Annotated in this window: 24 protein-coding genes; 5 read left to right on the forward strand and 19 right to left on the reverse strand. The window is 67.2% G+C overall.

Annotated elements, in window-relative coordinates:
• Positions 1-42 precede the first annotated feature (42 nt).
• On the forward strand, positions 43-2,712 hold the full coding sequence (locus tag BN4332_RS30925; protein WP_066903843.1) for an FHA domain-containing protein: 2,670 nt from the start codon (positions 43-45) through the stop codon (positions 2,710-2,712).
• A 71-nt stretch (positions 2,713-2,783) separates the two neighbouring features.
• On the opposite strand, the gene BN4332_RS30930 is transcribed toward BN4332_RS30925, so the two are convergent.
• From BN4332_RS30930 to BN4332_RS30950, 5 genes are read right to left on the reverse strand one after another with little or no spacing between them, the layout of a single operon-like run.
• A complete protein-coding gene (locus BN4332_RS30930) occupies positions 2,784-3,359 on the reverse strand; it encodes a pentapeptide repeat-containing protein (RefSeq protein WP_066903846.1) in 576 nt (191 codons plus the stop codon).
• A gap of 3 nt (positions 3,360-3,362) precedes the next feature.
• The gene (locus tag BN4332_RS30935; RefSeq protein WP_066903847.1) at positions 3,363-3,974 is read right to left on the reverse strand and encodes a GTP-binding protein; all 612 of its coding nucleotides are present in this window, start codon (positions 3,972-3,974) and stop codon (positions 3,363-3,365) included.
• Entirely contained in the window at positions 3,955-4,320 is a 366-nt protein-coding gene (locus BN4332_RS30940) for a DUF742 domain-containing protein (RefSeq protein WP_066903849.1), read from the reverse strand. The genes BN4332_RS30935 and BN4332_RS30940 overlap by 20 nt, the downstream gene beginning before the upstream one ends.
• A 34-nt stretch (positions 4,321-4,354) precedes the next feature.
• Positions 4,355-4,762 (reverse strand): roadblock/LC7 domain-containing protein, encoded by a 408-nt coding sequence (locus BN4332_RS30945; protein ID WP_066903851.1) that lies wholly within the window; start codon positions 4,760-4,762, stop codon positions 4,355-4,357.
• Complete coding sequence (locus BN4332_RS30950; RefSeq protein WP_074133242.1) at positions 4,759-7,722, reverse strand: HAMP domain-containing sensor histidine kinase; 2,964 nt, start codon at positions 7,720-7,722, stop codon at positions 4,759-4,761. Before BN4332_RS30950 ends, BN4332_RS30945 begins: the two co-directional genes overlap by 4 nt.
• Positions 7,723-8,054: 332 nt before the next feature.
• On the opposite strand from BN4332_RS30950, the gene BN4332_RS30955 reads away from it, so the two are divergent.
• Entirely contained in the window at positions 8,055-8,519 is a 465-nt protein-coding gene (locus BN4332_RS30955) for a tRNA (cytidine(34)-2'-O)-methyltransferase (protein WP_066903853.1), read from the forward strand.
• 103 nt (positions 8,520-8,622) lie between these two features.
• Here BN4332_RS30955 and BN4332_RS30960 read toward each other — a convergent pair whose 3' ends face one another.
• From BN4332_RS30960 to BN4332_RS30975, 3 genes are all read right to left on the reverse strand, one after another.
• Entirely contained in the window at positions 8,623-9,276 is a 654-nt protein-coding gene (locus tag BN4332_RS30960; RefSeq protein WP_066903856.1) for a nitroreductase family protein, read from the reverse strand.
• A 151-nt stretch (positions 9,277-9,427) separates the two neighbouring features.
• Positions 9,428-10,000, reverse strand: coding sequence for a forkhead-associated protein (locus tag BN4332_RS30965; RefSeq protein ID WP_066903858.1), 573 nt, complete (start codon positions 9,998-10,000; stop codon positions 9,428-9,430).
• Positions 10,001-11,229: 1,229 nt separating this feature from the next.
• On the reverse strand, positions 11,230-12,150 hold the full coding sequence (locus BN4332_RS30975) for a LysR family transcriptional regulator (protein ID WP_066903860.1): 921 nt from the start codon (positions 12,148-12,150) through the stop codon (positions 11,230-11,232).
• A gap of 119 nt (positions 12,151-12,269) precedes the next feature.
• Here BN4332_RS30975 and BN4332_RS30980 point away from each other — a divergent pair, with 119 nt between their 5' ends.
• The 3 genes from BN4332_RS30980 to BN4332_RS30990 all read left to right on the forward strand — a co-directional run bounded on the left by BN4332_RS30980 (position 12,270) and on the right by BN4332_RS30990 (position 15,826).
• Positions 12,270-12,758 carry an allene oxide cyclase barrel-like domain-containing protein gene (locus BN4332_RS30980; protein ID WP_066903863.1) on the forward strand — a complete coding sequence of 163 codons (489 nt, stop codon included), beginning with the start codon at positions 12,270-12,272 and terminating at the stop codon, positions 12,756-12,758.
• Positions 12,755-14,164: an FAD-binding oxidoreductase gene (locus BN4332_RS30985; RefSeq protein WP_084459466.1), complete on the forward strand. Its 1,410-nt coding sequence runs from the start codon at positions 12,755-12,757 to the stop codon at positions 14,162-14,164. The genes BN4332_RS30980 and BN4332_RS30985 overlap by 4 nt, the downstream gene beginning before the upstream one ends.
• A gap of 147 nt (positions 14,165-14,311) precedes the next feature.
• A complete protein-coding gene (locus tag BN4332_RS30990; RefSeq protein ID WP_435405219.1) occupies positions 14,312-15,826 on the forward strand; it encodes an amidase in 1,515 nt (504 codons plus the stop codon).
• Positions 15,827-15,883: 57 nt separating this feature from the next.
• On the opposite strand, the gene BN4332_RS30995 is transcribed toward BN4332_RS30990, so the two are convergent.
• The 11 genes from BN4332_RS30995 to BN4332_RS31045 all read right to left on the reverse strand — a co-directional run bounded on the left by BN4332_RS30995 (position 15,884) and on the right by BN4332_RS31045 (position 25,939).
• Complete coding sequence (locus BN4332_RS30995) at positions 15,884-16,675, reverse strand: 2-keto-4-pentenoate hydratase (RefSeq protein WP_066903865.1); 792 nt, start codon at positions 16,673-16,675, stop codon at positions 15,884-15,886.
• Positions 16,672-17,700, reverse strand: coding sequence for a 4-hydroxy-2-oxovalerate aldolase (gene dmpG, locus BN4332_RS31000; protein WP_066903867.1), 1,029 nt, complete (start codon positions 17,698-17,700; stop codon positions 16,672-16,674). The genes BN4332_RS30995 and dmpG overlap by 4 nt, the downstream gene beginning before the upstream one ends.
• Complete coding sequence (locus BN4332_RS31005; RefSeq protein WP_200820464.1) at positions 17,697-18,611, reverse strand: acetaldehyde dehydrogenase (acetylating); 915 nt, start codon at positions 18,609-18,611, stop codon at positions 17,697-17,699. The genes dmpG and BN4332_RS31005 overlap by 4 nt, the downstream gene beginning before the upstream one ends.
• Positions 18,608-19,402 carry a 2-keto-4-pentenoate hydratase gene (locus BN4332_RS31010; RefSeq protein WP_066903869.1) on the reverse strand — a complete coding sequence of 265 codons (795 nt, stop codon included), beginning with the start codon at positions 19,400-19,402 and terminating at the stop codon, positions 18,608-18,610. The genes BN4332_RS31005 and BN4332_RS31010 overlap by 4 nt, the downstream gene beginning before the upstream one ends.
• A 32-nt stretch (positions 19,403-19,434) precedes the next feature.
• Positions 19,435-20,709 (reverse strand): lipase family protein, encoded by a 1,275-nt coding sequence (locus BN4332_RS31015; protein ID WP_084459467.1) that lies wholly within the window; start codon positions 20,707-20,709, stop codon positions 19,435-19,437.
• A gap of 189 nt (positions 20,710-20,898) precedes the next feature.
• Positions 20,899-21,498, reverse strand: coding sequence for an NADPH-dependent FMN reductase (locus BN4332_RS31020; RefSeq protein WP_064895439.1), 600 nt, complete (start codon positions 21,496-21,498; stop codon positions 20,899-20,901).
• A gap of 8 nt (positions 21,499-21,506) precedes the next feature.
• Positions 21,507-22,397 (reverse strand): VOC family protein, encoded by an 891-nt coding sequence (locus BN4332_RS31025; RefSeq protein WP_066903873.1) that lies wholly within the window; start codon positions 22,395-22,397, stop codon positions 21,507-21,509.
• 32 nt (positions 22,398-22,429) lie between these two features.
• Positions 22,430-23,602 carry an acyl-CoA dehydrogenase family protein gene (locus tag BN4332_RS31030; RefSeq protein WP_064850493.1) on the reverse strand — a complete coding sequence of 391 codons (1,173 nt, stop codon included), beginning with the start codon at positions 23,600-23,602 and terminating at the stop codon, positions 22,430-22,432.
• A 24-nt stretch (positions 23,603-23,626) separates the two neighbouring features.
• On the reverse strand, positions 23,627-24,193 hold the full coding sequence (locus BN4332_RS31035; RefSeq protein WP_054601590.1) for an aromatic-ring-hydroxylating dioxygenase subunit beta: 567 nt from the start codon (positions 24,191-24,193) through the stop codon (positions 23,627-23,629).
• Positions 24,190-25,515: an aromatic ring-hydroxylating oxygenase subunit alpha gene (locus BN4332_RS31040; RefSeq protein ID WP_066903875.1), complete on the reverse strand. Its 1,326-nt coding sequence runs from the start codon at positions 25,513-25,515 to the stop codon at positions 24,190-24,192. The genes BN4332_RS31035 and BN4332_RS31040 overlap by 4 nt, the downstream gene beginning before the upstream one ends.
• Before the next feature lie 91 nt (positions 25,516-25,606).
• Complete coding sequence (locus BN4332_RS31045) at positions 25,607-25,939, reverse strand: non-heme iron oxygenase ferredoxin subunit (protein WP_066903877.1); 333 nt, start codon at positions 25,937-25,939, stop codon at positions 25,607-25,609.
• Between the last annotated feature and the right edge of the window lies 1 nt (position 25,940).

Genomic DNA, 25,940 nt, shown 5'->3' on the forward strand with positions numbered 1-25,940 from the left:
ACGGCCCGGCCCCGGCCAGAACTACGGATAGAGTTGACCGCGATGAGCCCCGCGCTGACCATTCGTTACGACGGATCGACCCGTACCTTTGCCCCGGGCAACGATGTCGTCATCGGCCGAGACCTCCGCGCCGACGTCCGGATCGCCCACCCGTTGATCTCGCGTGCCCACCTGGTGGTGCGCTTCGACCAAGGCCGGTGGGTCGCGATCGACAACGGCAGCCTCAACGGCATGTACGCCAACGGGCGCCGCGTGCCCTCGGTCGACATCCATGACGGCCAGACGGTCAACATCGGCAACCCCGATGGCCCGCAGCTGACCTTCGAGGTCGGACGCCACCAGGGTTCCGTCGGCCGGACGCCGACCGCGGCAGTACCGATCGGGAACCGGCCGAGCGGCGCCTGGCCCACCCAGGCCGCCCCCGGTCGTCAGCAATACGGTCAGCCACCCGCCGCCCAGCAGGCGGGGTACTCGTCCGGCCCGCAGCCGCGCTACCCGACCGCGCCGACCGGCTACCCGAGCGGACCCCAGGGCGGTTACCCGAGCGGGCCGCAAACCGGATATCCCAGCGGCCCGCAGAGCGGCTACCCCAGCGGCCCGCAGGCCTATCAGTCGCAGCCCGTCCAGTCCCAGCCCGTGCGTAGCGCTCCGAACGCGGCGCAGGCTCAGACCACCATGCGGCCCGCGGCCACCCCGGACCGTGGCACCAGCGAAGCCGGCGGCAACCTCGCGACCAGCATGATGAAAATCCTGCGGCCCGGGCGCACCACCCCGGCGCCCGCAGGTGCGGTGAAGATCGGCCGCAACACCGACAACGACATCGTCATCCCCGACGTGCTGGCCTCGCGTCATCACGCCACGTTGATCCCGCTGCCCGGCGGCACCGAGATCCGCGACGAGCGCAGCATCAACGGCACCTTCGTCAACGGCGCGCGGGTCGACAGCGCCATCCTGCACGACGGTGACGTGGTCACCATCGGCAACGTCGACCTGGTGTTCAGCGGCGGCACCCTGGTGCGCCGCAGCGAGACCCAGGCCGACACCCGCACCGGCGGGCTCGAGGTCCGCGGGCTGACGTGGACCATCGAGGGCAACAAGACACTGCTCGACAACATCTCCGTCGACGCCCGGCCGGGAACCCTGACCGCGGTGATCGGGCCGTCGGGCGCGGGCAAGTCCACGTTCGCCAAACAGGTCGCCGGCTACACCCATCCGACCAGTGGCACCATCACCTTCGAGGGCCACGATGTGCACGCCGAGTACGCGTCGCTGCGCTCCCGGATCGGCATGGTCCCGCAGGACGACGTGGTGCACGGGCAGCTGACCGTCCGCCAGGCGTTGATGTTCGCCGCCGAGCTGCGGCTGCCGCCGGACACCACCAAGGAAGACCGCGAACAGGTCGTCATGCAGGTGCTCGAGGAACTCGAGATGACCAAGCACCTCGACACCCGCGTCGACAAGCTGTCGGGCGGGCAGCGCAAGCGCGCCTCGGTGGCCCTGGAGCTGCTGACCGGCCCGTCGCTGCTGATCCTCGACGAGCCCACCTCGGGTCTGGACCCGGCACTGGACCGCCAGGTGATGACCATGCTGCGTCAGCTGGCCGACGCCGGCCGCGTGGTGCTGGTCGTCACGCACTCGCTGACCTACCTCGACGTGTGCGACCAGGTGCTGCTGCTGGCTCCCGGCGGCAAGACCGCGTTCTGCGGGCCGCCCGACCAGATCGGCCCCGAGCTCGGCACCACCAACTGGGCCGACATCTTCAGCACCGTGGCCAGCGATCCGGCCGAGGCCAACCGCCGCTACCTGGCCCGCACCGGCCCGGCCCCGGCCGCCACGGCGTCGTCGGAACAACCGGGCGACCTCGGTGCGCCGGCCAAGACCAGCCTGCTGCGCCAGTTCTCGACCATCGCGCGAAGACAGATCCGGCTGATCATCTCCGACCGGGGCTACTTCATCTTCCTGGCGCTGTTGCCGTTCATCATGGGTGTGCTGTCGCTGTCGGTGCCCGGCACCGTCGGCTTCGGCGTACCGAACCCGATGGGCGACGCGCCCAACGAACCGGGCCAGATCCTGGTGCTGCTCAACGTCGGCGCGATCTTCATGGGTACCGCGCTGACCATCCGTGACCTGATCGGCGAGCGGGCGATCTTCCGCCGCGAACAGGCCGTCGGCTTGTCCACCACCGCCTACCTGCTGGCCAAGGTGTGCGTGTACTCGGTGTTCGCCATCGTGCAGTCGGCAATCGTCACCGGCATCACCATCGCGGGCAAGGGCTGGGGCGAGGGCGCGGTCGAAAAGGGTGTGTTCCTGCCGAACCGGTCGCTGGAACTGTTCGTGAGCATGGCCGCCACCACCGTCACCGCCGCCATGGTGGGCCTGGCGCTGTCGGCCCTGGCCAAGTCCAACGAGCAGATCATGCCGCTGCTGGTGGTCGCGATCATGAGCCAGCTGGTGTTCTCCGGCGGCATGATCCCGGTGACCGGCCGCGTCGGGCTGGACCAGCTGTCCTGGATCACCCCGGCGCGGTGGGGTTTTGCCGCGTCGGCCTCGACCGTCGACCTGATCCGGCTGGTGCCAGGGCCGCTGACGCCCAAGGACTCGCACTGGGAGCACACCTCGGCAACCTGGCTGTTCGACATGGCCATGCTGGCCGCGCTGTCGGTGTTCTACGTCGGGTTCGTGCGCTGGAAGATCCGCCTCAAGGCCGGCTGAAACTCTGGCGTGACAAAGCAGGTGCGGGACAGCGACGCCGGGGCACCGGAAGCTGGCCGGCGCCGGGAATGCTAGGCGCCGTGGATGTCGAGGCCGTGGGCGGCCGCGTAGGCCAACGCCTGGGTGATGTCGATCTTGGCGGCCCGCAGTTTGGCTGTGGTCCAGAAGGTCGCGTCGACGCGGGCACCACGCAGGTCGGCCTCGTCGAGCTTGGCGTCCTGTACCCGGGCGCCGGTCAGATCGGCCTGCCGCAGGACGGCCTTACGCAGGTCCGCCCCGACCAGGCTGGCCTCGCGTAGCCGGCAATCCGACAGGTCGACGCTGCGCAGATCGCAGCCGCCCAGCACGGCCAGCGTCAGATCGGATTCGACCAGCTTGATGGGTCGCAGCCGGCATTCGGTGAACACCGAACCCAGCAGGCTGCAGTTGGTGAACGAGCTGTGCCACAGCGTGGCCCGGCGGAAGGTGCAGTTGCGGAAGGCCGAGCCGAAATGCTCGGACTCGGACATGTCCACCCCGCTGAAATCGCATTCGGTGAACACCACCCGCTCGGTGCGCAACCGGCTCAGAGCTCCGTCATATTCGTCGGCACGGAAGTCCACGCCGGTGAATTCTCGGTCCGTCCAGACGGTTTCGTGGGCTACCACGCGTCAGCCGGGCAGCGCGGAAAGCGTGCTCAACGAGTACTCGGTGACCGCGATCAGTGCCGCCTTGGCCGAGTTGCGGTCACGGGCGTCCACGGCCACCACCGGGATGTGGTCGGGCAGCGCCAGCGCCTTGCGCACGGCCTGCGTGGGATGTTTTGGCGCGTCGTCGAATTCGTTGACCGCGACGATGAACGGCAGCTTGCGCGCCTCGAAGAAGTCGACCGCGGCGAAGCTGTCCTGCAGGCGGCGCACGTCGACCAGGATGATCGCGCCGATCGCGCCACGCACCAGGTCGTCCCACATGAACCAGAACCGGCGCTGCCCGGGCGTACCGAACAGATACAGCACCAGGTCCTCGTCGAGCGTGATGCGGCCGAAGTCCATCGCGACGGTGGTGGTGCGCTTGTCGGGGGTGCCGTCCAGCGCGTCGACGCCCTCGGAAACGTTGGTCACCAACGCTTCTGTGCGCAGCGGCATGATCTCGGAGACCGCGCCGACGAAGGTGGTCTTCCCTGCGCCGAACCCGCCGGAAATGACGATCTTCGTGGAGGCTGCCCCACGCCGGGGGGCGCCGCCGGCGGAGGCCGAGCGGGGTTCAGAGTGCTCGTAGGCCACGCAGGGTCCTTCCAATCAATTCGCGGCGTTCGTCGAAGCTAGCCGAATCATCAAGGGTGGCTTCCACCCGTAGATAACCCTGCGTCACCAGGTCCCCGATCAGCACGCGCGCCACGCCGAGCGGGAGGGATAAATGTGCGGCAATTTCGGCGACCGAAGGGCTGCCGGTGCACAACTCTACGATCTGTGCGCGCACATCGTGGCCAGTCCAGCGTGGCTCGCGCGTCGTGTCGAGTTTCTGCACCGGCGCCTCCAGCGGAAGGTGCACCCGCGAGTCGGTGCGGCCGGCCGTCAGCGTGTACGGCCGCACCAAACTCGGGCGGTCGGTGGGTTCCGGTTCGTCCACAGTCACCTCGCGAAGGGCAGAAGGGGGCAGGGACTCAGGACGGCTGCGGTGCGCGGCGCGAAGACTGCACCACGGCGCCGACCCGCTCGACCAGGATGGCCATCTCGTAACCGACCTGGCCGATGTCACACGACGGGGCGGTCAGCGTGGCGAGGTTGGAGCCGTCGCCGACCCGCATCAGCAGCAGGTAGCCGTTCTCCATCTCGACCACCGACTGCATGACGTGGCCGCCGTTGAACAGCTGGGAGGCCCCGGTGGCCAGGCTGGCGAGGCCGGAGGCGACCGCGGCGAGCTGGTCGGCCCGCTCGATCGGCATGTGTTCGCTGGCGGCCATCAGCAGTCCGTCCGCCGAGACCAGCACGGCGTGCGACACCCCGGATACCTCGCGGGCGAACTTGGACACCAGCCAGTCCAGGGAATCACGCTGGGTCGGACGGGTCATTCGCTATCGCTTCCTCTGGTCTCTCGGGCATGCGATCGCCCGGCGTGCACGCCGCCGAAAAGATTGCTGGTGCTCGCACGGACAGCCTCAGGATCACGCGGCTTGAACGCCGCGAACATGCCGCTGTCAGGTTCGTCTGCCGATGCTACCGCCTCGAAGCTGTCGTCGTTACGGTGTACTCCACCGTTGCGGTGACGGCCGTTGTTCTCGGCGGGCGCTCCGACGGCGGCGGCCACACCGCCGGGCACCAGGCGGGCGCCCGGCGTGCGCATGGGCAGGCCTTCCTCGGTGTGCTGTTCGACGGGCGCATCCTGTGCCGCGGCGGCGACCGACCAGCCCTTTTCCCACACCGTCTTCCAGTCCAGGTCGGCGCTGCGCACGTGGGTGGTCGGATCCATGTCGAACTCCGACACCATCGACTGGTAGATCGAGTCGCCGTCGGCCTCGTTCGCCGACTGCGCCGCGGCCTCGGCCGGTTCGTCGTGGTCACCGGTGTCGTGGGCCGACCCGTTGAGACCGTTGACACCGCTGTGGCCGTTGAGCCCACTGTGCCCGTTGAGCTCCTCGCCGTGGCCGTTCACGCCGTTCAAACCGTTGAGACCGGCCGCGCCGTTGATCCCGTAGCCGGCGGCCTGCCCGCGGGAGGCGAAGAACGACGACGTGTTGGTGGGCGCCGAACGTCCGGATTCCGCGTCGTCGCCGGCCGCGGCGTCGGCGATCTCTTCCTTGGCGGCGGCGGCACTCTCCTCGGTGTGGACCGGCCACTGCTGCGGCCACTCCCCGACCGGCTCGTCGCTCGGCTGCTCCGCCGGCTGTGCGGCGGCCGGCTCGGGTTGCGGGGCGAGCGTGCCCGGCAGCTCCGAGATGCCACTGGCCCCCGGGTTGCGCTGGGGCAGCAGATCGAACGGCACCTCGGCTCCGTTGAGGTGTGGTTCGTCGAGGCCGGACCCGAAGCCCGACGCATCGGCCGGGTCGGAATCCAGTGACAGCGCCGTGGCGATGCCGGCATGGGCGTCGACGGGTGTGCCGTACGCGGTCTGGTCGACCGGATCGGCGCCGTCGCGGGCCAGCAGCTCGGCCGGAACGTAGACCCCGGCGGTGGTACCCGAGCTCGGTTCCTCTGCGACCGTGCTACGCAGCCGCACCACCAGCCCGTGCTGGGTGGCCAGCCGCCCGACCACGAACAGACCCATGTGCCGGGCGGTGTAGGGATTGACCTCACCGCCCGACTGCAGACGGGTGTTGGCCACCCGCAGATCCGCCTCGGTCATGCCCAGGCCGACGTCGCTCACCTCGATCACCAGTGCGCCGTTGGCCGCATGCACGGCCGACACCCGCACCTGCGAGATCGGGGGCGAGTAACGCAGCGCGTTGTCGAGCAGCTCGGCCAGCAGGTGGATCAGGTCGCCCGCGACGGATCCGGTGATCTCGACGTCGGCCACCGACGCGGTGACCACGCGGGTGTAGTCCTCGACCTCGGAGGCCGCGGCGTTGACCACGGTCGCCAGCGGCACCGGGCGGTTGTGCTCGCGCGCCAGCTTGGAACCGGACAGCACCAGCAGGTTCGCGCCGTTCCGCCGCATCCGGGCGGCCAGGTGATCGAGCCGGAACAGGCTCTCCAACCGCTCCGGGTCGTCCTCGTTGCGCTCCAGCTGATCGATGAGCGTCAACTGCTGGTCGACGAGCGATCGGCTGCGCCGCGACAGCGTCTCGAACATGTCGGAGATCTGAAGCTGCAGCTGGGCCTGTTCCCCGGCGAGGAACACCGCCTGCTCGTGCAGCTCGTCGACGGCATGCGCCACCTGGCCGACCTCTTCGGTGGTCTGCACCGGCACCGGGGTCACCGGGACCAGCTCGCCGCCGGCCCGGACCCGCTCGATCTCCTTGGCCAGATCCTGATGGGCCACCTTGAGCGCGCTGTCGCGCAGGGTCCGCAGTGGGCGCACCAGCGAGCGGGCCACCAACAACACGATGACGAGGGCGCTGATGATCGCGGTCGCCACCAGGATGGCGTCCCGGATCGCGTCGTTGCGCGCGTCGTTGGCCTGGGCCTCGACCGCGGCGGGAATGGCCGAAGTGGCCTTGTCGATGATCTGCCCGGCGATGTTGTTCGTGGCGTCCAGCGATGCCAGCAGCTCCGGGTTGCCGACGAGCGGAACCCCGGGATTGGACATCATCGCCATGCGCTTGACCATCTCGGCGCGCAGCGTCGCGGCCTCCTCGGAGCCGCCGCCGAGCACCTTGGTCAGCGCGGCCACGGTCGAGGGTTCGGTACCGGCCATCGTGATCATCGAGGTCCGCAACACCGGCTCCGGCTGGTCGCCGCCCCGCATCACCAGCATCCGCTGGATGGCCATCTGCCCACGGGCACCGACCGCGCGGGCCAGCGCCTCGACCTGAGCCTGAACCGAGGGCTGGTTGCTGTGCACCGAGCCCGTGATGGCGGCTTCGCCGGTGAGCAGCAGTGGACCGTAATCCAGGATGCGCTGACGCAGATCGATCGACCCGGACATCACCGCATCGACGAGTTCCTGTCCCTTGCCGAGCAGGTTGTCAACCGCCTGACCGACATCTTCGAGCACCTCGGTGGCTTCGACCCGTTGCTGCAGTTCGGTTTTGCGCTCGTTGAACGTGGCCACCGCCGACTGACCGTCACCGCCTTCGGTAGCTGCGATGAGCACGCCCTCCATGGCGGCCAGGTAATCGTCGATCGCCGGGATCACCTCGGCGCGGTCAGCGGCCAGCCGGAGATCCCCGGCGGCGCCGGCACTGGCATAGATCCGCAGGCCACCGAACGTCGCGGCCAGGATCAACGGGATGACGACGATGGCTAGCACCTTGCGGGTGACCGGCCAGTTGGCCGGTGACCAGCGCGACGGACGCTTGGCCGGAGCCGATGGAGTTGGCGAGAATTCGACGAGGGTGCCGTCAGCCTGTTTCAGCTGCGTGAAGGCAGTCATCGGCGCCCAACCGCACTACCGGCGGCGTGGCCGCATTTCACTCGTGGGGCGTGATTCATAGGACTTCCTGCTGTTTCCGCCCACAGCTGGGCGGGCGTCAAACGCCTTGGCAATTGCACGAGTATGACAGCCGCGCGCGAGCGTTTCCACAATTCTTACTGAACAGACAGAGTTCGTGACCGAGCCGTAGCGCAGTTGTGTGGTAATCGAGCAAACAGCGACGTCCTTGCCGAAACGCGTGCCGATTTCGCATGCCGTTTCGGCCGCCGATTCGCGTGCCGCAATTGCATCCCGATTCGCCCGCGGCCTTGCCGCCATACGATCATCGACGAATGTTTCGGGTGATGTTCTTCTCTCCCCGTATCGCACCCAATACCGGTAATGCGATCAGGATGGTGGCCGGCACCGGGTGCGAACTGCACCTGGTCGAACCGCTGGGCTTCGACCTGTCCGAACCCAAGCTGCGCCGGGCCGGGCTGGACTACCACGACCTGGCATCGGTGACGGTGCACGCCGATCTCGCGGCGGCCTGGCGCGTGTTGTTGCCGGCCCGCGTCTACGCGTTCACCGCCCACGCGTCGACCTCGTTCACCGACGTCTCATACCAGCCCGGCGACGTGCTGATGTTCGGCCCGGAACCCACCGGGCTGGACGCGCAGACCCTGGCCGATCCGAATATCACCGCCCAGGTACGCATTCCGATGCTCGCCGGGAGGCGGTCGCTGAATCTGTCGAATGCGGCCGCCGTCGCCGCGTACGAGGCATGGCGGCAACACGGGTTCGCCGGGGGCGTCTAGTTACGCCGCGGGCGTGGGCCGCCATGCGACCCACGCCCGAATCTCACAGAGAGTTCATACCGCGGCTTCACAATTTCATCGGGGGCAACAGGCTCCCCAGAGCTCACCAACTGTCCCAGTGTGAGAACTGTTCGGCCGGAAGCCGCTTGGCCTTCTTGAAGTCGGTGCCCAGGGTGTAGGCGATCGGGAACAGGCCACCCTGGGTGTACTGCTCGAACGGAATGCCCAGCAGCTCGGCGGCCTCCTTCTCGCCGTCACCGAGCAGGTGCAGCGTGGTCCACGCCGACCCGAGCCCACGGGACCGCAGCGCGAGCATGAAGCTCCACACCGCGGGCAGCAGTGAACCCCAGAAGGACGCGCCGATGCCGGCGGGGGCACCGTCCGGACGCCCCTCCAGGCACGGGATCATCAGCACCGGGGCCTTCTCGAAGTTGTCGGTGAGGTACCTGGCCGAGCTCATCACCGCATCGGCCTGCTCATCGCGGATGTCGCCGCGCTCGGGCTTGGGCAGGTCGAGGTACGGGTTGGCGTTGGCCCGGTAGATGTCGGCCAGCGCCTTCTTCTTTGCCGGGTCTTCGACGAAAACCCATTGCCAGCCTTGCGCATTCGACCCGGTGGGCGCCTGTAGCGCCAGGTCGAGGCACTCCGTGATCACCTCACGCGACACCGGCTTTGAGAAGTCGAGACGTTTGCGCACCGAGCGGGTGGTGGTGAGAAGTTCGTCGACGGTCAGGTTCAGAGTCGGTTCGGCTGTCATGCCGCGAGACTCTACAACCGCGGGCCGGAAAACGAGGGAAGCTCCCCAGCAGTTTGCTGGGGAGCTTCCAATCATCGTGAGCCGCAATACAACTCAGCTAACCGATGAACGTTGCTTGCCGCCGCCTGATCGGCGGCGCGAACGGGGTGGATCAGCCGACGTTGTCGGTGACCAGGACCGGATCCCAGCCGTTACCCTGCGATTCTTCGGACGACGCGAAGTCGGCCGGCGCCGGGACGGCGTGGATGCCGTGATCGTCGCCCGGCAACCCACCCAGGGCGGCGATGGTGTCGCGGATCTTCGCGGCCTCGGCGTCGGTGGGCGTTGCGCCCGCCTCGAGTTCGTCGAGCAGACCGTCGCGCAGGCCGGCACCGTTGGCGACTTCCTGAGCCGACAGCTTGGCGTGGATCCGGGTGACGTAGATCTGCTGTCCCAGAGAGGAACCCGGCGCCGCGGCGGCGTGGGCCATCAGCGAGTCATACCGCTGACGAACCCCGCTGAGCGCGACGATGACGGCGGGTGACGGCCGGTTGCTGTTGGCTGCCTCGGTCAGCGCGGCACGCAGCTTGCGCAGGCCGGACAGGACGACGTCGGCGCGCTTGTGGAACTTCTTGTCCTCGGGGAACGGCAGTGCGTCGATGGCGGCGGAGTACATGTGCATCGCCGCTTCCGACAGACTGACGATGACCGCCGAATCACCTTCCAGTGTCGCGTTTTGTCCCATGGGCCCTCAATTCTCCAGCGAGCAGATCGATAACGATGAGCGGCCGGCCGCCCGGGTCCACATCGCCCGGATCACCGCCGCTCGCGGTGAGCACGGGATGACACTAGCGGTTCGTGAGCGGCACGTCATCGCTAGGGGCACTTGAAGAATGACGAAAAACAAGGTATGCGAATGCGGGCGCGACGTACCGGTAGCGCGCCGCGTCACCCATAGCCCTACTCTGAACGCCGGCACGGTGGCAGGCTTGGGCGACAGGAGGTCGACATGGCCGGACTAACTGAATCGACAAGGGCCGCTGAGCCTTCAGGGGCGCCGAGAGCTGCCCAGCCGGACGACGGCAAGGTAGGTGACCCGACCGAGCCGATTCCGGTGGTCGCGCTGAACCGCGCCCCGGCCCCCACCCCGCCCGCGGCCCGCGCCAAGGCCAATCTCGGCTGGATGATCGGCGGCGGCCTCGGAATCCTGGTCGTCGCCTGGTATCTGCTGTTCAGCCCGGGCGAGCCCGGAAGCAAGTCCGAGTGGTTCTTCGGCGCCGTCGTCTTCGTCGTCCTGCTGGCGACGATGTGGCTGGCCCTCACCGTCCAGCGCCAGGCCCGCTACGACGTCGCCCAGGCCGACGAGCGGTTGCGCCGGGAACTGGCCGCCGCCGACGAACGCTCGGCGCTGGAGCTGGCCCTGACCCAGAAGTGGCACCGGGCGGCCATGGAGTCGCAGCAGAAGCTGCACCAGGCCGAGCTGACCGCGCAGCGCGAACTGGCCCGGATCGAACGCAACAATCTGCTCGAGCAACTGCAGAAGCAGGCGATGATCGAGGTATCGCGCGCGGTGGGCGCGCACACCCGGATGCTCGCGACGCTGTGGAGCGAAGGCGCGGCGCAATTGCGCAACCCCGACCGCGACCAGCGGGAGTCCGCGATGAACGTCATCTTCGAGCAGATCGGTCAGGTGGTGAGCGACGTTTCGGTAGAGCTGGACAACGCTCATCTGGTGAGCCAGGACGACCGGCTGCAGGATGCGCTGAACCGGGTCAACGAAGCGGTGCTGATGGCGATTCAGGTCGCCGAGGGGTTCCATGCCGACGTGGTCGAAGGGCGCACCCCGGAAACCAACCCGATACCGGCCGTCCAACGCCTACTGCACGAGCGCGCCACCACCGCACGACGGCTGGCCTGGTCGCTGCTGCGGACCGGGCTCGAGGACAGCACGGCCGGCGGCGACGGCCACCGNGGCTAGCGGGCTTCGCCCGGTCCGGCCGAGCCGTGCTTCGCCCGCAGCGACCGCCTGGCGTGGTCGATCAACCGGGCGGCACTGGCGGTTGACTGCCTGGCGCTGTTCCACACCAATGCCAGCGACCCGCGCAGGTTCAGGCCGGCGATCGGCATGACGTGCAGCCGCGGACCGCGAGCCCGCGCGTAGGGTTCGGGTACCAGCGCGACGCCCAGGCCGCCACTGGCCAGTTCGGCGAGAACGTTCGGATCACTGGCCTCGATACCGACCTGCGGCTCGAGCCCTACGGCGCTGAACGCGGCATCGATGGCACTGCGGGTGCCGATCGTCGACGAGAACGTGATGAGCCGATATCCGCCCAGATCCTCGAGCGACACCGCCTCACGCTCGGACAGCGGATGGTCCGGACTCACCGCGGCGACGATCTGCTCGTCCGCCACCAGCTGCAGCCGAAGGTCGGGGGGCACCGTGGCGGGTGGCGAAATGATCGCCATGTCATGGCGCCCGTCGAGCAAACCGGTGACGAGATCGTCGGTGTTGGCCTCCAGCAAGGAGATCTCGACCATGGGATGTTCGCGGTGAAACTCCGCCAGCATGTCGACCAGATCGAAGGCGAGCGACGACGATGCCGCCAGGCCGACACTGACGTGCCCGCGCAACGCGGCGCTGTACTCATCGGCGACCTGCTTGGCATCGGTCACCGCGGCCAGCGCGGCACGCGCGTGGGTCAGCAAGGCGGTACCGACCTTGGTGAGCCGCACCGGAGAACGTGACCGGTCGAAGAGCCGCTGACCGAGTTCCCGCTCGAGCAACAGGATTTGAGCACTCACACCCGATTGCGCGATGTGCATGCGCGCGGCCGCCTTGGTGAAACTGCCCTCTTCCGCGACGGCCACGAAGTACTCCAGCTGCCGCAACTCCATAACTAAAAATGATAACAGTCAGCATGTTTCGATGTTGGACGCCGCCAAGTGCCCTGAAGCATTGTTAATCGAGTGCACGAGAGCACATCTGACAATTTCGCTTTTTCTGGGAGGCACATATGACGGGACGGACGAAAGCAACCATTATCGGAAGTGTCGCCGTCATAGGTGTAGCGGCGGCAGCCATCGGCACCTGGCTGGTCATCGACGCGCCCGACAGCCAGGCCAAACCAGAGCCGATCACCCTCACCCTTGAGGTGAAGAACGACCATGTGGCCAAGCATGACTTCGGTAAGCCCGGCATGGACGTCGGCGACATGGACATCTTTTCCGACATTCTCTCGGTGAACGGCAAGCAGGTCGGATACGACGGCGGCGCGTGCTTTTTCACCAATGTGACACCGGAAAAGCCGATGACCTATTGCGAGCTGACCATTCAGCTCGATGAAGGCCAGATTTTCGCGCGCAGCCTGACCCCGCACACCCTTGCGCCGTTCACCATGGCGATTACCGGCGGAACCGGCGAGTACGCCGACGCGAGGGGCGAGCTGACCGTATCCGGTGTCGCGACCCCCGATGAAAAGTACGAATTGAAACTGACGAAATGACAACGGCGCGCGCGACGTTCGGTCGGCGGAACTTCTTGATCGGCGGCGGGCTGGCGATCGCCGCCGTGTCGGTGGGATGCTCCGGAAAACAGCCGGAGGGCCTGGACGGGCTCCGCTCGGCGGTGCGTGGCCGTGTCCTGTTGAGCGGCGACCCGGGCTTCGACGCCGCCCGGGCGCCGTGGAACCTGGCGGTCGACCAGTCGGTACGCGCCGTGGTGGACGTTGCCGACACCGACGACGCGGCGGCCCTGATCCGCTTCGCGCGCAATGCCGGTGTGCCGATTGCCGTGCAGCCCAACGGACACGGCGCCTCGAACGAGATGGACGGCACGATCCTGGTCCGGACCGCGGCGCTGAACGAGACCCGAGTGGACACGTCAACCGGCACCGCACGGGTCGGAGCAGGCGTCTCATGGGCTGACGTCCAGGCCCTCGCCAGCCCGGCGGGGCTGACCGGGGTCGCGGGCAGCGCGCCGATCGTAGGCGTCACCGGGTACCTGCTCGGCGGCGGCCTGAGCTGGTTCAGCCGCAAGTATGGCTGGGCAGCGGACAGCGTCACCGCATTCGAGGCCATCACCGCCGACGGCGACCGCGTGACCGCGACGGCCACCAGCGAGACCGACCTGTTCTGGGCCCTGCGCGGCGGTGGCGGTGACTACGCATTCGTCACCTCGGTCGAATTCGCCCTGAAACCGGCGCCGACCCTGTACGGCGGCACCATGACCTGGTCGGCCGACCGGGCAGCGGCAGTGATCTCCGCTTTCCGCGAGGTCACCGCGACAGCTCCCGAAGAACTGACGACCTGGTGCAGTTTCACCCGGTTCCCCGGCGCGCCCGCACTGGTTCGCATCGACACCGCCTACCTCGGAAAGGCCGAGGCGGCCGCCGGACTGCTGCGACCCTTCGACCGCATCGGTGGGATGCTCTCTGACACGCGGCGCGTCCTTCCGGTCGCCGAGCTCGGAAAAATCACCGACGAACCCACGAAACCCGCACCATCGCGCCAAGAAGCCACCCTCGTCAACGGCTTGACCGACCAGTTCATCGAGGCCCTGCTCACTCAGTCGATCGAACCGCTGATCACCGTCCAGATCCGCCACCTCGGCGGCGCGCTGCAACGTTCGTCGGGCACTCCCTCCGGGCCGGTCACCGCTCCCTATCTCGTAAGTTTCCTTGGCATGCAACCGGATCCGGGAAGCGAAGCCGCCTTGATGGCTCGCACCAACGCGTTCCTCGACACATTGGCAGCGGTGAACACCGCCAAAGTCCCGTTCAACTTCCTTACCCCAGAACAGAATGTCGCCGACGTATTCGACGCAGGCACACTCGCAAGGCTGCGCGCGGTCAAACGCGACCGCGATCCCGATGGGGTGTTTCGGAGCAACCACCCGGTCGCCCAGGAGTGAAACCTTTTGTTTCTGAGCACTATCCGCTCGGCCGGACCGCCTGCCGGAACGCCGAGCTGGCGATCAGGATCGACTGCCGGAGATTCTGAACCGTTGTCCGGCCGGCGGTTCGACGCCGGCATCGAGGTTTCCGGGAGGTTCGCATGAATGATCTGGCATTCCGCTCAGCGGGTGAACTCGCGACTGCCATCGCGGCAAAGGAGGTGTCCAGCGTCGAGCTTCTCGATTGCTACCTCACGCGCCTGGAGCAGTTCGATCCGCGGGTCAACGCGATCGTCGCGCGCGACGAGGAGAACGCGAGGGCAGCGGCGCGAGAGGCGGACCGCGCGGTCTCCCGGGGCGAAGCGCTCGGGCCGCTGCACGGCGTCCNCGCGAGAGGCGGACCGCGCGGTCTCCCGGGGCGAAGCGCTCGGGCCGCTGCACGGCGTCCCCGTGACGATCAAGGACAGTCTCGAAGTCGCCGGCATGCGAACCACCGGTGGTTCGCACCGCTGGGGACATCACATTTCGACAACCGACGCCGAGGCCGTCACCAGGCTCAAGCAGGCCGGCGCGATCGTGTTCGGCAAGTCCAATCTGCCTGCGGACGCCCGGGACTGGCAGACCTACAACGAGGTATACGGGACGACGAACAACCCGTGGGACGCGACTCGCGGTCCGGGTGGTTCATCGGGCGGTTCGGCGGCCGCGCTTGCCGCCGGCCTGACCGGGCTCGAACTCGGCGGCGACACCGCGGGCTCGATCCGGGTGCCCGCCCACTTCTGTGGGGTGTACGGACTGCGCCCGTCGTACGGGGTCGTACCGCGGCACGGGAGCGTCTCCGGCCACGCCCCCGGCTCGCTGGCCGAGTTCGACATGGCGGTGCTCGGTCCGTTGGGCAGGCACGCCGACGATCTGGACCTGGGCCTCGACGTCCTTGCCGGACCGGACCGTGACAACAGGGCGGCCTGGCGGTTGGACCTGCCGCCCTCGAGGGCACAACACCTCCGCGAGTTCCGTGTCGCGGCGTGGCTCGACGACTCCTTCTGTCCGGTCGACCGCGAGCTGGTCACCGCCATGGAGTCCGTGCTGACGGCGGTGCGGTCCGCGGGCGCGGTGGTGGAAGAGCGCAAAGGGCCGGTCGGCCTTGAGGAAACGATGGCGCTCTACCGGCCCTTGCTCATGGCCCAAAGCGGGTTGATCGAACCGGACGAGTCCTACGCGGCACTCGTCGAGCTCGCCACGGCGGAACGATCAGAAGGGGCGGAAGCCGGATTCGCCTCGCAGATAACGGTTCGCTTCCGCGATTGGCATGGGCTCGACGAGCGTCGCCAGCAGTCACGCCGTCGCTGGGCCGAGTTCTTCGGCGACTTCGACGTGCTGCTCTGCCCGGTGAGCCCGACCGCCGCCTTCCCGCACGATCAGCGTCCGGATCCCGGGTGGTCGGTCCGGACCCTTCAGGTCGACGGTGAGCAACGTCCGTACCGGGAGATGCTCACCTGGGTGGCGCCGGCGTCGCTCAACCATCTGCCGGCCGCGGTCGCGCCGATCGGAGCGACCCGCGATGGTCTCCCGATCGGCATTCAGGTGATTGCCCCGTACCTGCACGACCGCACCGCCATCCGATTCGTGCGGTGTCTGTCCGAGGTGCTCGGTGGTTTTCGGCGCCCACCCGGATTCTGAAGCGCGACAAAGCCGGTCCTGGGCGGGTGCGGGCCCGCCCAGGACCGGCGCTCCGGACTACTCCGCGCCGAGCGTGACGGTGCCGAGGTGGGTGAACTCGGCGCTCACCTGTTGGCCGGGCCGGATGAACACCGCATCCGTCAGCCCGCCGGTCAGCACCGGCCAGCCGGCCCGCAGCACGACGCCACGGCGGCCCAGCGCATTGGCGGCCAACGCGAGGGCTTCGGCCGGATGCCCCTGGACGGCCGCACCCGTGGCGGTGTCCACCACCGCCCCGTCAACCTGCAGCACACACGCTTCCAGAGCCAGATCGAGATCGGCCGGCCGTTGTACTCGGCCACCGATCACGAACCGTGCCGAGGAGGCATTGTCGGCGACGACATCGGGCAGGGTGAACTTGAAGTCGGTGTACCGGCTGTCGATCACCTCAAGCCCCGCATACACCGCATCGACCGATTCCATCGCCTGGGCGGCGGTGATCCCCGGTCCGCTCAGCTCCCTGCCGAGGACGAAGACGATCTCGGGTTCGACCCGGGGGTGGATCAGCTCGGAGGTGTCCAGCGGCACTCCGATCGGCAGGCTCATCGCATCGGTCAGCCAGGCGGTCAGCGGCGAATCCACCCCCATCCGTAGCTGTTTCGCCCGTGAGGTGAGCCCCAGTTTCACCCCGACGATGTGCTGCCCGGCCGCCACCTTGCGGGCGATCAACTCGGCCTGCACGTCGTAGGCCGTGCTCAGGTCGAGACCCGGCCAGTCGGCGGTGATCGGGCCGCGGTCGGTCCGGCTGGTCTCCGCATCGAGCAACACACCCGCGGCCGTCGAGACACTCCACTGCGTTGCGCTGGTCACGTCAGCACCTCCTCCGGACGAGCCGCGGCAAGCGACAACGCCACGTCGATGATCATGTCTTCCTGCCCTCCCACATAGCCGAGCCGGCCGACCCTGCTGAGAATCTCGTGGGCGGGAACACCGTACTGTTCGGCCGCACGCTCGGCATGGAACAGAAACGAGTTGTACACGCCGTACCTGCCCTGAACGATCGAATTCCGGTCGCACACAGGCAGCCTCGGGATCATCGGTCGCGCGATCTCCTCCGCGACCGCGAGGATGGCGTCCGCGTCGACCCCGGTCGGCACGTTCATCCTCTCGAACGCGGTGACCAGAATCTCGATGGGCGCATTGCCTGCACCGGCACCGAGCGCACACAGCGTTCCGTCGATCTGCCGCGCTCCGGCACGGTATCCGGCGATCGAGTTGGCCACTCCCAGAGAGAGATTCTGGTGTGCGTGCACGCCCACCTGTGCATCGGCGCCGAGTTCGGCGACCAACGCCGCGACCCGGTCCGCGAGGTCGTCGGGCATCAGCGCACCCGCGGAGTCCACGACGTACACACACTGGCACCCGGCATCTGCCATGATTCGCGCTTGACGCGCGAGCTGTTCGGGCGATGCGCGGTGCGAGAGCATGAGGAAACCGACTGTCTCCATCCCGAGTTCGCGCGCGGCGCCGAAATGCTGAATGGACACATCCGCCTCGGTGCAGTGGGTGGCGATGCGGGCGATCGACGCGCCCGCGTCACACGCTGCGCGGAGATGACGCACCGTGCCCAGCCCCGGCAGCAGCAGCACGGCGATCCGGGCCCTGGTCACCGTCTCGGCCGCGGCGCGGATCAACTCGAGCTCATCGGTGCCGCTGAAGCCGTAGTTGAACGACGAGCCGTCGAGCCCGTCTCCGTGGGTGACCTCGATGACCTCGACACCGGCAGCGTCCAAACCTGCGGCCACCGCCCGGACCTGCGCCACCGAGAACTGATGCTTCACCGCATGACTGCCGTCACGAAGGGTGGTGTCGGTCAACCGAACCGGTGCGTTCATCGAGCTCCTACCTTCGAATCACCCTGACGGGCAGCGGAAATGAGTTCACCGACCTGCATGGCAGCTGCGGTCATGATGTCGAGATTGCCCGCCCACGGCGGCAGATAATCACCGTTGCCCCGGACTTCGAGGAAGATCGACACCCGCATGTTCTGGCGCCAGGCGTCCTGCGGATCCTCGAACTGAGGGTCGGCAACCAACCGATAGCCGGGGACGTACCGCTGCACCGCTGCCACCATCTGGTGCACCGATTCGGTGATGGCGTCGCGATCCGAGTCCGGCGGTATCGCACAGAACACCGTGTCCCGCATGATCAACGGCGGCTCCACCGGATTGAGGATGATGATCGCCTTGCCGCGGCGGGCGCCTCCGACGCTCTGCAGCGCGCCCGCCGTGGTCTCGGTGAACTCGTCGATGTTGGCCCGGGTGCCCGGCCCGGCCGAGCGTGACGATATGGAGGCGACGATCTCCGCGTACGGGACGTCGACCACCCTGGAAACGGCGCGCACCATCGGAATGGTCGCCTGGCCCCCGCAGGTGATCATGTTGACGTTCTCGGCATCGAGGTTGAGGTCAAGGTTGACCACCGGGCACAGCAGCGGGCCCACCGCCGCCGGGGTCAGATCGATGGCCGTGATCCCGGCTTCCGCATATCGCGGCGCGTTGGCGATGTGCGCGGCCGCCGAGGTTGCCTCGAACACCAGATCGGGAAGTTCGTCCCGGCCGAGCAGCCAGTCGACTCCGCCGGCCGAGGCCTCGACCCCGAGTTCTCGCGCCAGCGCGAGCCCGTCGGACGCCGGGTCCACCCCCACCATGTACCGAACGTCGATGTTCTCGGCCCGCTGGAGTTTGAGCAGCAGGTCGGCGCCGATGTTTCCGGGGCCGACGATCGCGGCAGTGGTCATTGTCATCCTTCTCCATCAGCAGCGAAACATGCGGTTACCGAGCCGATTCCGCTGAACGAGGCGGTGACGGTCGATCCTCCGGCGACCGGCACCGCGGTGGTCAGCGAACCGGGCAGGATCACCGAACCCGCCGCCAGGGTCACACCGAGTGGCCCCAGGGTGTTCGCCAGCCAGACGAGGGCGTTGATCGGGGAACCCAGCACCGCGGCGCCTGCTCCGGTGGTGACGGCCTGGCCGCCAGAGGACAGCACGCAGCCGGTCAGCCGTAGGTCGATGCCGCTCAGGGCAACCGGCCTCGATCCCAGTACCACACCGCCCGACGAGGCGTTGTCGGCAATGGTGTCCGGCAACGTGATTCGCCAGTCGCGGATCCGGGAATCGATGATCTCCAATGCGGGCAACACGTACCCGACTGCGCGCAGTGCATCCACGACCGTGACACCGGGGCCGGACAGATCCCGATCCAAGACGAACGCGATCTCCGGTTCGACTTTTGGGCTGATGAAAGCGGCGGTATCGATCGGCATCGACTCCAGATGAAACATGTCGCCGAACAGGTGGCCGTAGTCCGGCTGATCGACGCCGAGTTGACGCTGCATCGCCGCCGACGTCAGGCCCACCTTGTGGCCTCTGATCACCCTGCCCTGGCTGACCCAGTGGTCGACCTGCTGCAGCTGCAGCTCATACGCCCGCGCGACGGTGAGTTGGGGCTCGTTCTCGCTCGGCGGATCGACCGGTATCCGGGTGTCGTAGGCGTCCAGTAACGCCTTTGCGATCGGTGAACTGTGTTCAGGCATCTGCTGGGATATCTCCTTACTCGGCCGGCCTGTCACGCCGGGATCGCCGTGCAGTTCGGCGTCGTCGGTAGGCCGTTGAATCGGTCTGCAAGCCACTGCATCCCCTGCTCTCCGTCGACGAAGTAGGGCAGCAGGTTGTTGATCGCCAACTTATTGAGGAACGGCGGCTGCTCGTTGGTCCAGAACTGGACGTCCGCGCCTTTCGCGCACCAGTCCAGCGCCAGCTGGCGTGCGCCGCCCCACGGTATGAAGGGGTCGAACCGGTTCGAATCGATGAACACCGGTGCCGTGGGTTTCAGCGTGCCGATCCGCTGCTCGTTCAGGACGGTTCGCAACGGCTCGGAGTTGATCAACTCGGCGACGTCGGCGGTGAAATACTGCTGGTAGTGCCGGAATCCGAACCTCATCACGGTCTCGCCGACGCATTCGTTCTGGGTCCGGGACAGCAGGTTCACCCCCTTGTCCGTCAACACACCGGTCAGCCCGGGAACCAGCTCGGGGTACGCCGCCCCGACGCCGTTGAGCAGATAGCCCAGCCCGCCGGCGAAGATGCTGCCGTCGGCGAACGGTGGTACCAGGGCGAGGTCGGCGGCGGGCGCACCGGCCCAGGCTCCGACGACCTTGAGCTCGGGGGCATACCGTGGCGCCAGTTCCACCGCCGACGCCGACGCGGTCCCGCCTTGGCCGTATCCCCAGAACGCCACCGGGCCACCAGGTTCGAGTGAGGTCTCCGGCAGGGCGAACGCCGCCCGGGCCGCGTCGATGAGGGCGTGACCGGCATTGAGCCGCATGAACGACGGCGGGACACCTGGTGTGCCGACCCCTTGATAGTCGGTGACCACGACGGCGAATCCCCGCGCGACCATCGTCGCGACGAACATCTCCTCGTACCCGAAGGTGAGGTCCAATCCCCCGCCGTAGTGAATGCCCTGATTGAACAACCTCGACGGAGCGCACTGATCGCCGATTCCATAGACGCCGGTGGCGAATGCGACCAGGGGGCGCGGGCCGCCGCCGGGCCACGGGTTGTCCGGTTCGAAGTAGGTACCGGTGACCGCGACCTGGCCGCCGCGATTGTCGGTGCTGCGGTACATGATCCGGGTTCCGGTCGCGACGTAGGCCCCGAGCTGTCCGGAGGGCTCCAGCACCAGGCGAGAAGGTTCGGAACGGATCAACTGCCCGGGCGCGCCGTCACCCAGCGGGTCCGGTGGGGTGTAGAACGCCTCGTACTGGCTTTCGTCGGCGTACGCGATCGGCAGGGCGGGGTTCGCCGACCACCCGAGGAGGCACAGCACCGCCGCCGCCATGACTTTCCTCGATGAAACTCTGGGGCGGGCCGAACATGGCCGAACAGCACGATGACACAGCGCCATCGGGTCTCCTCTTCGTTGAGTGTCCTGCAGAGCGCCGGCCGGACGGCCACGCCTGAATCAAGACAGCACCCGGTGGTGCTGACGCCGTGTCTGCCGCAACGATGGAACCGCCGAGTGCGAACCTCAGCCGGTGGTCGCGGCCAATCCGCTGGTGACCGAGGGCGCGGCCAGACTCCGCATACACACCTCACGACCGACGGTGCGCAACTGGAAACCCACCCGGTCCTCGGGCTCCTCCCCGTACGAGATACGGGTGGTGGCCGAGTTGATCGCCGCGCCAAGGGGAGTCGGCCAGCCGCGCAGGGCATGCACGATGCTGCGCAGTGTCTGCAGCGTGGTGACCGCCGCCTGCCAACCGTATGCGGTCGTGACGCAGCCGACCGACCGGCCGGACAGGTACGGGCTCGCGTCCTCGCGCAAGTCCTCGATGTAGTCGAGTGCGTTCTTGACCAGCCCCGAGACGGACCCGTGGTACCCGGGCGAGGCGATGATCACCCCGTCGGCACGCCGCAGACATTCGACCAACCGCACCGCCTCGTCGACGTTCTCCGACTCCGGGTCGTACATCGGCAGCCGCGCGAGGTCATCCCCGCCGAACAGCTCGGTGCGCGCGCCGGCGGCCCTTGCCTCGTCCAGGGCGATCCGCAGCGCCGACTCCGTCGACGAGCCGCGCCGCAGTGTTCCGCCGAGCCCGACGATGTACGGTTGTGTCGCGGATTCCATCGTGGTACTCACACCATCCTCATCAATCCGTCATGCCCCCAGGCGAAACCTGGTTTGAGCGTGTAGTTCTCGGGTGTCCAGGTCTGCGGATCGACAGTCCGCGAGCCCCAGCCGTATTCGAAATGCCAGCCGGACGGGTTGCGGAAGTAGAACGAGAACACCCGGTCGTTGTGATGGCGGCCAGTCGACGTACTGGTGATCCCCCGATCCAGACACACGTCGTAGCTGTGACCGACATCGTCCATGGTGACCGTCTCGAACATCACGTGCTGAATGCGCCGCGGTGCCCCGGGAATGTTCATGAACGCCAGCGAGTGATGCCGGGAATTGCAGTGCAGGAACACGGCGAACGGATCGGAGTTGGGCAGGTGGGCGAAGTCGGTGACCCCGAATTCCAATACCCGGCAGTAGAACTCGGCGGCGCCGTAGAGGTCGGCGGTGTAGAGCACGACGTGGCCCATCCCGAGTTCGCCGGTGTTGAAGCCCGCGAGGTCCCTGGTCGGCCGGAACGGCGGCCGGAACACCCGCTCGTGCCCCAGCACGAGTTCCATTCTCACCTGCGAGTACGGACAGGTGAAGTGGACGAAGTCCATGACGCGACGGTCGGCCGCCTCGTCGGGCTTGCCCGCCGTCACGGGTACGCCGGCCTCCTCCAGACGCGCGGCGGCCGATTCGAGCGCTTCCCTCGATGCCATGTCCCAGCCGATGTATGCGACATCCTCGTCGTGACCGGTTCGCACCCCGATCCGGTGATGGCGATCGTCGGCGCGCACGTACAGCAGCTTGTCGTCGCTGTCGCCGGACACCTCCATTCCCAGCACATCGGATGCGTACTTCTTCCACGCCGGGACGTCACTCGACGTCCCGACCACATAACTCAATTGGGTGACTACAGCCATGGATGATCCTTCGGGAACGCTGTGGGCAAGACTCAGAAGACGGTTAGCTTGGGGTCGCGCTCCAGACCGAGCACCATGCGGCCGTAGTGCTGGTAGTTGGCCCGGGTGAACGACACGTGGCTCGCCATCATGTGGATGTCGCGCCACTTCTGCTGCATGGGACTACTGTCCCGAAAGCCGGACGTTCCGCTGAGTTTGAACAACCGATCGACCGCGTCGGTCAGCAGTTCGGCCACTCGGTCGTAGTCCCGCAGCGTGGCGGCCCGGTCCGCGAGTTCCATACGCCCGGACACCCGCGCATCCGCGAGCACCCGCTCGACGGCCAGCTGAGCCAGCTCCAGGTCGGCCGCCGTGCGGGCGATCGCTTCCTGCACGACTTCGGATGCCGCGGTGGCGCTCCGACCGCGCGCCCACTCGACAAAGTGGTCGTAGGCATCCAGAGCGGTGCCCACCATCGGGCCCAGGAACGTCAACCCGGCGTGCAGCGCCAGGGGCTGCCGGTAGAGCGGGCCTCGGTTCACTTCGCTTCCCGGACCGTCGCCGGCGACCAGAGAGGCTGCGGCAAGAGCGAATTCATCCGGAACGAACACATCGTCGATGACGATCGTCTTGCTCCCGGTCCCCCGCATGCCTGCCGCGTACCAGTCGTCGTCGATCGAATACTCACCCGGCCCGATCAGGAAGTGGTGATTCGCCGCGCGATCACTCTCCTTGATCAGCCCGCTGACGATCACCCACGAGGAATGGTCGACCCCGCTGGCGAAGCCATGCCTGCCGGTCAGCCGATAACCTCCGTCGACCTTGCGCACCGTGGCCGCGGGCGCCAGCGATGCCGCGATACAGGTGTCGGGACCGTCCGACCACACCGCCTCCTGCGCGGCCTGCTGGAAAAACCCGACCATGTGTGCGTCATGGGGCAGCAACGCCGCACACCAGGCCGTGGACGCGCAGGCCCGGCCGAGCTCGACAGCGACCTCGTACATGGTGTCGAGCGTCAACTCGTCACCACCGAACCGTCGCGGTGCGAGCATGCGGCCGCCCAGCCCGGCGTCGATGATCTCGGTGATCGACTCGGACGGCACGCGCCGCAGATCCTCGGTGCGGGTGGACCGCTCGCGGATCGCCGGCGCCAGGGCCCGGGCGCGCTCGACCAGAGCGGCGTGCAACTCGGCTTCCGAAGGTACTTGAAGTTCGGTGGCTACCATGGTTTTTCGTATCCTCTCAGCGGATCAGAACAGGACGCTCAGGTTCTTCGACTGCACGACGTTCTGATCGAGCAGAATGGTCCGGCGGGCGATCTTGAAGCCCGTGTCCACCACCCGCAACACATCGCGACGCTCTCCTGCCCAGATATCGGTTTCGGATTCGAGCCGATTGCGGTGGACGAGGAAGTTGGACCAGACGTCGTACTCGACGGCATCACCGGAGACCTCGGACCGTGGCTGCACGATCACGTTCGTCACCAGATGCCGGCACCGGGACGGCGGGTCTTCTGCCCAGTGCGTGCCGGAGTGCATCTGGTTCACTCGCATCTGCAGTGACGAGTAGTCGTCGTAGAAATGCGCCATCTCGATACCCTCGGGAACCTCGTCCTGCCCGCGTTGGCGGCGAAGCCGGTTCCGGCGCACCGGCATCCAGTAGAGGATGTCCTCATCGAACAACTCCAGCCAGCTGGCCCATTGCCAATGGTCGAGCAACTGCGCCTCGCGGTAGAGGAACTGTTCGACACGGTGTTGCAGCAGAACCTGCTCGAGCTCACCGACCTCGGTGGGTTGCACCATCTCTCCGACGCTCATCGGGCACCCGCCACATCGCTCATGGCGGCCGCGGGCACCGCGACACTGCGCTCCTCGGGTGGGATGACCGGCCAGGACTCGGTCGTCATGAACTCCAGCCAGCGTCGGTAGAAACCGCGTTGTCCGGCCTCGCCGAAGAACGAATCGTGGTATTCACCGGGGAAGTCCGGGTTCTCCCGCTCGCTGCCCAGCCCCATCTCGTAGTTCCATGCCATTTTCCGGGCCTGGTAGCCCTGCTCGAGCACGCCGCCGATCATTCCCCAGTTCTCGCCGTCGTCGGTCTCGACGACACCGGCCGCACCCTCGGTGAACGATGCGGAAATCTGTTGGGCCCGACGGGCTTCCTCAGGGGCGTTTTTCTCGACGACGGTGAACGACCAGATCTCGAACTTCGTCGGCCCTTTCGGATGCCACACGCGGATGTTGGCCGAGCCGGGTAGGCCGGCGAAGTTCGGGAACGCGTTGAAGTTGGCCACCATGTCGGCGCGATCGCCCACCCGCTCCCGCGCGATCCGCCGCTTGTTCTCGTTGTACTGCCCCAGCGGGTCGTCGGAGAACCGGGTGTGCCGCTCGAACAGGAAGCTCTCCCCGTGGCCTTCGCGCAGCGACACATGTGCGCCGTCCTTCGCGTCGAACCCGGGCCCGAAGGCCAGCAGCGAGGACAAGTGGCTGGTCGTCGCGTGGTAGGTGTCGCCGGCGAACTGCTCGGCGGCCAGCTTCCAGTTGGCGTTGATCGTCCACTTGATGGCGCCGGGCAGGATTTCGATCCCGCCCTCGGCATGGTCGACCCAGCCGTCGATGTAGAACTTCAGCGCGCCGAGGTACTCGTCGAGCGGTGGCGCCGCCGGGTCGAAGTTGCCGAAGATCAGTCCTTTGTAACTCGCGATCTGAGCGACCTGTACCAGGCCGTTGTCGCCGAGGGACAGCTTGTTGTCGTACGCGTCGTCGAGGTTCGGAACACCGACCAACTCGCCCGCACTGTCGTAGGTCCAACCGTGGTAGGTACACATGAACGACCGTGCATTTCCCTCCTCGGCCCGGCAGACCCGCATGCCCCGGTGCCGGCATACGTTCAGGAACGCCTTCACGCTGCCGTCGGGCTGCCGCGTCACGAGCACGGGATCTCCGCCCATGTAGGTGGCGAAGAAGTCGTGCGGCTTGGGGATCATGCTGTCGTGGGCGAGGAAGAGCCAGGATCGCCCGAAGATGCGCTCCTGCTCCAACCGGTAGATCTCGTCGCTGACGAAGATCTCGGGCCCGATCTTGCCTTCCTCCCAATTCACCAACGAGCGCAGATAGCCGGCATCAATGGCCACGATCATTTCCCTTCAGTTCACATTCGAGGACTGTTGTTGAGCTAATCAGCATGCGAAATGCCAGTCGATGCAACCGTTCTGGACGCCGGAACGTCACTCAGCCGGTTACCTCCACGTAAACCACGTCATCGATCACCTGGACCGAATAGGTCGCGAGCGGTTGGACCGCGGGCGGCGCGGTGACCGCGCCGGTGCGCACACAGAACTTGGCGAAATGCCAGCCACATTCGACCTGGCCGTTCTCGATGAAGCCCTCGTCGGCCAGCGACGACCTGTCGTGTGTACACCAGTCGGCGGTCGCGTAGAACGAGCCGTCGATGTTGTACACCGCGATCGGTGGATCGACATCGACCCGTTTCACGTTGCCCGGCGCCAGGTCTCCGACCGGACACACCCGGACCAGGTGTTCGGACTCTGCCATTGCCGTCATT

It is taken from the genome of Mycolicibacterium houstonense (assembly GCF_900078665.2).
Classification (GTDB): Bacteria; Actinomycetota; Actinomycetes; order Mycobacteriales; family Mycobacteriaceae; genus Mycobacterium; species Mycobacterium houstonense.

What these genes read in the sequence shown, in the direction of transcription:
- BN4332_RS30975 (WP_066903860.1), bottom strand. Translation starts at nt 12,150, where the DNA reads ATGGAGTTGCGGCAGCTGGAGTACTTCGTGGCCGTCGCGGAAGAGGGC.
- BN4332_RS30950 (WP_074133242.1), bottom strand. Translation starts at nt 7,722, where the DNA reads ATGACTGCCTTCACGCAGCTGAAACAGGCTGACGGCACCCTCGTCGAA.
- BN4332_RS31030 (WP_064850493.1), bottom strand. Translation starts at nt 23,602, where the DNA reads ATGGTAGCCACCGAACTTCAAGTACCTTCGGAAGCCGAGTTGCACGCC.
- BN4332_RS31020 (WP_064895439.1), bottom strand. Translation starts at nt 21,498, where the DNA reads ATGGAATCCGCGACACAACCGTACATCGTCGGGCTCGGCGGAACACTG.
- BN4332_RS31045 (WP_066903877.1), bottom strand. Translation starts at nt 25,939, where the DNA reads ATGACGGCAATGGCAGAGTCCGAACACCTGGTCCGGGTGTGTCCGGTC.
- BN4332_RS31005 (WP_200820464.1), bottom strand. Translation starts at nt 18,611, where the DNA reads ATGACAATGACCACTGCCGCGATCGTCGGCCCCGGAAACATCGGCGCC.
- BN4332_RS30985 (WP_084459466.1), top strand. Translation starts at nt 12,755, where the DNA reads ATGACAACGGCGCGCGCGACGTTCGGTCGGCGGAACTTCTTGATCGGC.
- BN4332_RS31035 (WP_054601590.1), bottom strand. Translation starts at nt 24,193, where the DNA reads ATGAGCGTCGGAGAGATGGTGCAACCCACCGAGGTCGGTGAGCTCGAG.
- BN4332_RS30945 (WP_066903851.1), bottom strand. Translation starts at nt 4,762, where the DNA reads ATGACCCGTCCGACCCAGCGTGATTCCCTGGACTGGCTGGTGTCCAAG.
- BN4332_RS30955 (WP_066903853.1), top strand. Translation starts at nt 8,055, where the DNA reads ATGTTTCGGGTGATGTTCTTCTCTCCCCGTATCGCACCCAATACCGGT.
- BN4332_RS30925 (WP_066903843.1), top strand. Translation starts at nt 43, where the DNA reads ATGAGCCCCGCGCTGACCATTCGTTACGACGGATCGACCCGTACCTTT.
- BN4332_RS30965 (WP_066903858.1), bottom strand. Translation starts at nt 10,000, where the DNA reads ATGGGACAAAACGCGACACTGGAAGGTGATTCGGCGGTCATCGTCAGT.
- BN4332_RS30960 (WP_066903856.1), bottom strand. Translation starts at nt 9,276, where the DNA reads ATGACAGCCGAACCGACTCTGAACCTGACCGTCGACGAACTTCTCACC.
- BN4332_RS31040 (WP_066903875.1), bottom strand. Translation starts at nt 25,515, where the DNA reads ATGATCGTGGCCATTGATGCCGGCTATCTGCGCTCGTTGGTGAATTGG.
- BN4332_RS31010 (WP_066903869.1), bottom strand. Translation starts at nt 19,402, where the DNA reads ATGCCTGAACACAGTTCACCGATCGCAAAGGCGTTACTGGACGCCTAC.
- BN4332_RS31015 (WP_084459467.1), bottom strand. Translation starts at nt 20,709, where the DNA reads ATGGCGGCGGCGGTGCTGTGCCTCCTCGGGTGGTCGGCGAACCCCGCC.
- BN4332_RS30980 (WP_066903863.1), top strand. Translation starts at nt 12,270, where the DNA reads ATGACGGGACGGACGAAAGCAACCATTATCGGAAGTGTCGCCGTCATA.
- dmpG (WP_066903867.1), bottom strand. Translation starts at nt 17,700, where the DNA reads ATGAACGCACCGGTTCGGTTGACCGACACCACCCTTCGTGACGGCAGT.
- BN4332_RS31025 (WP_066903873.1), bottom strand. Translation starts at nt 22,397, where the DNA reads ATGGCTGTAGTCACCCAATTGAGTTATGTGGTCGGGACGTCGAGTGAC.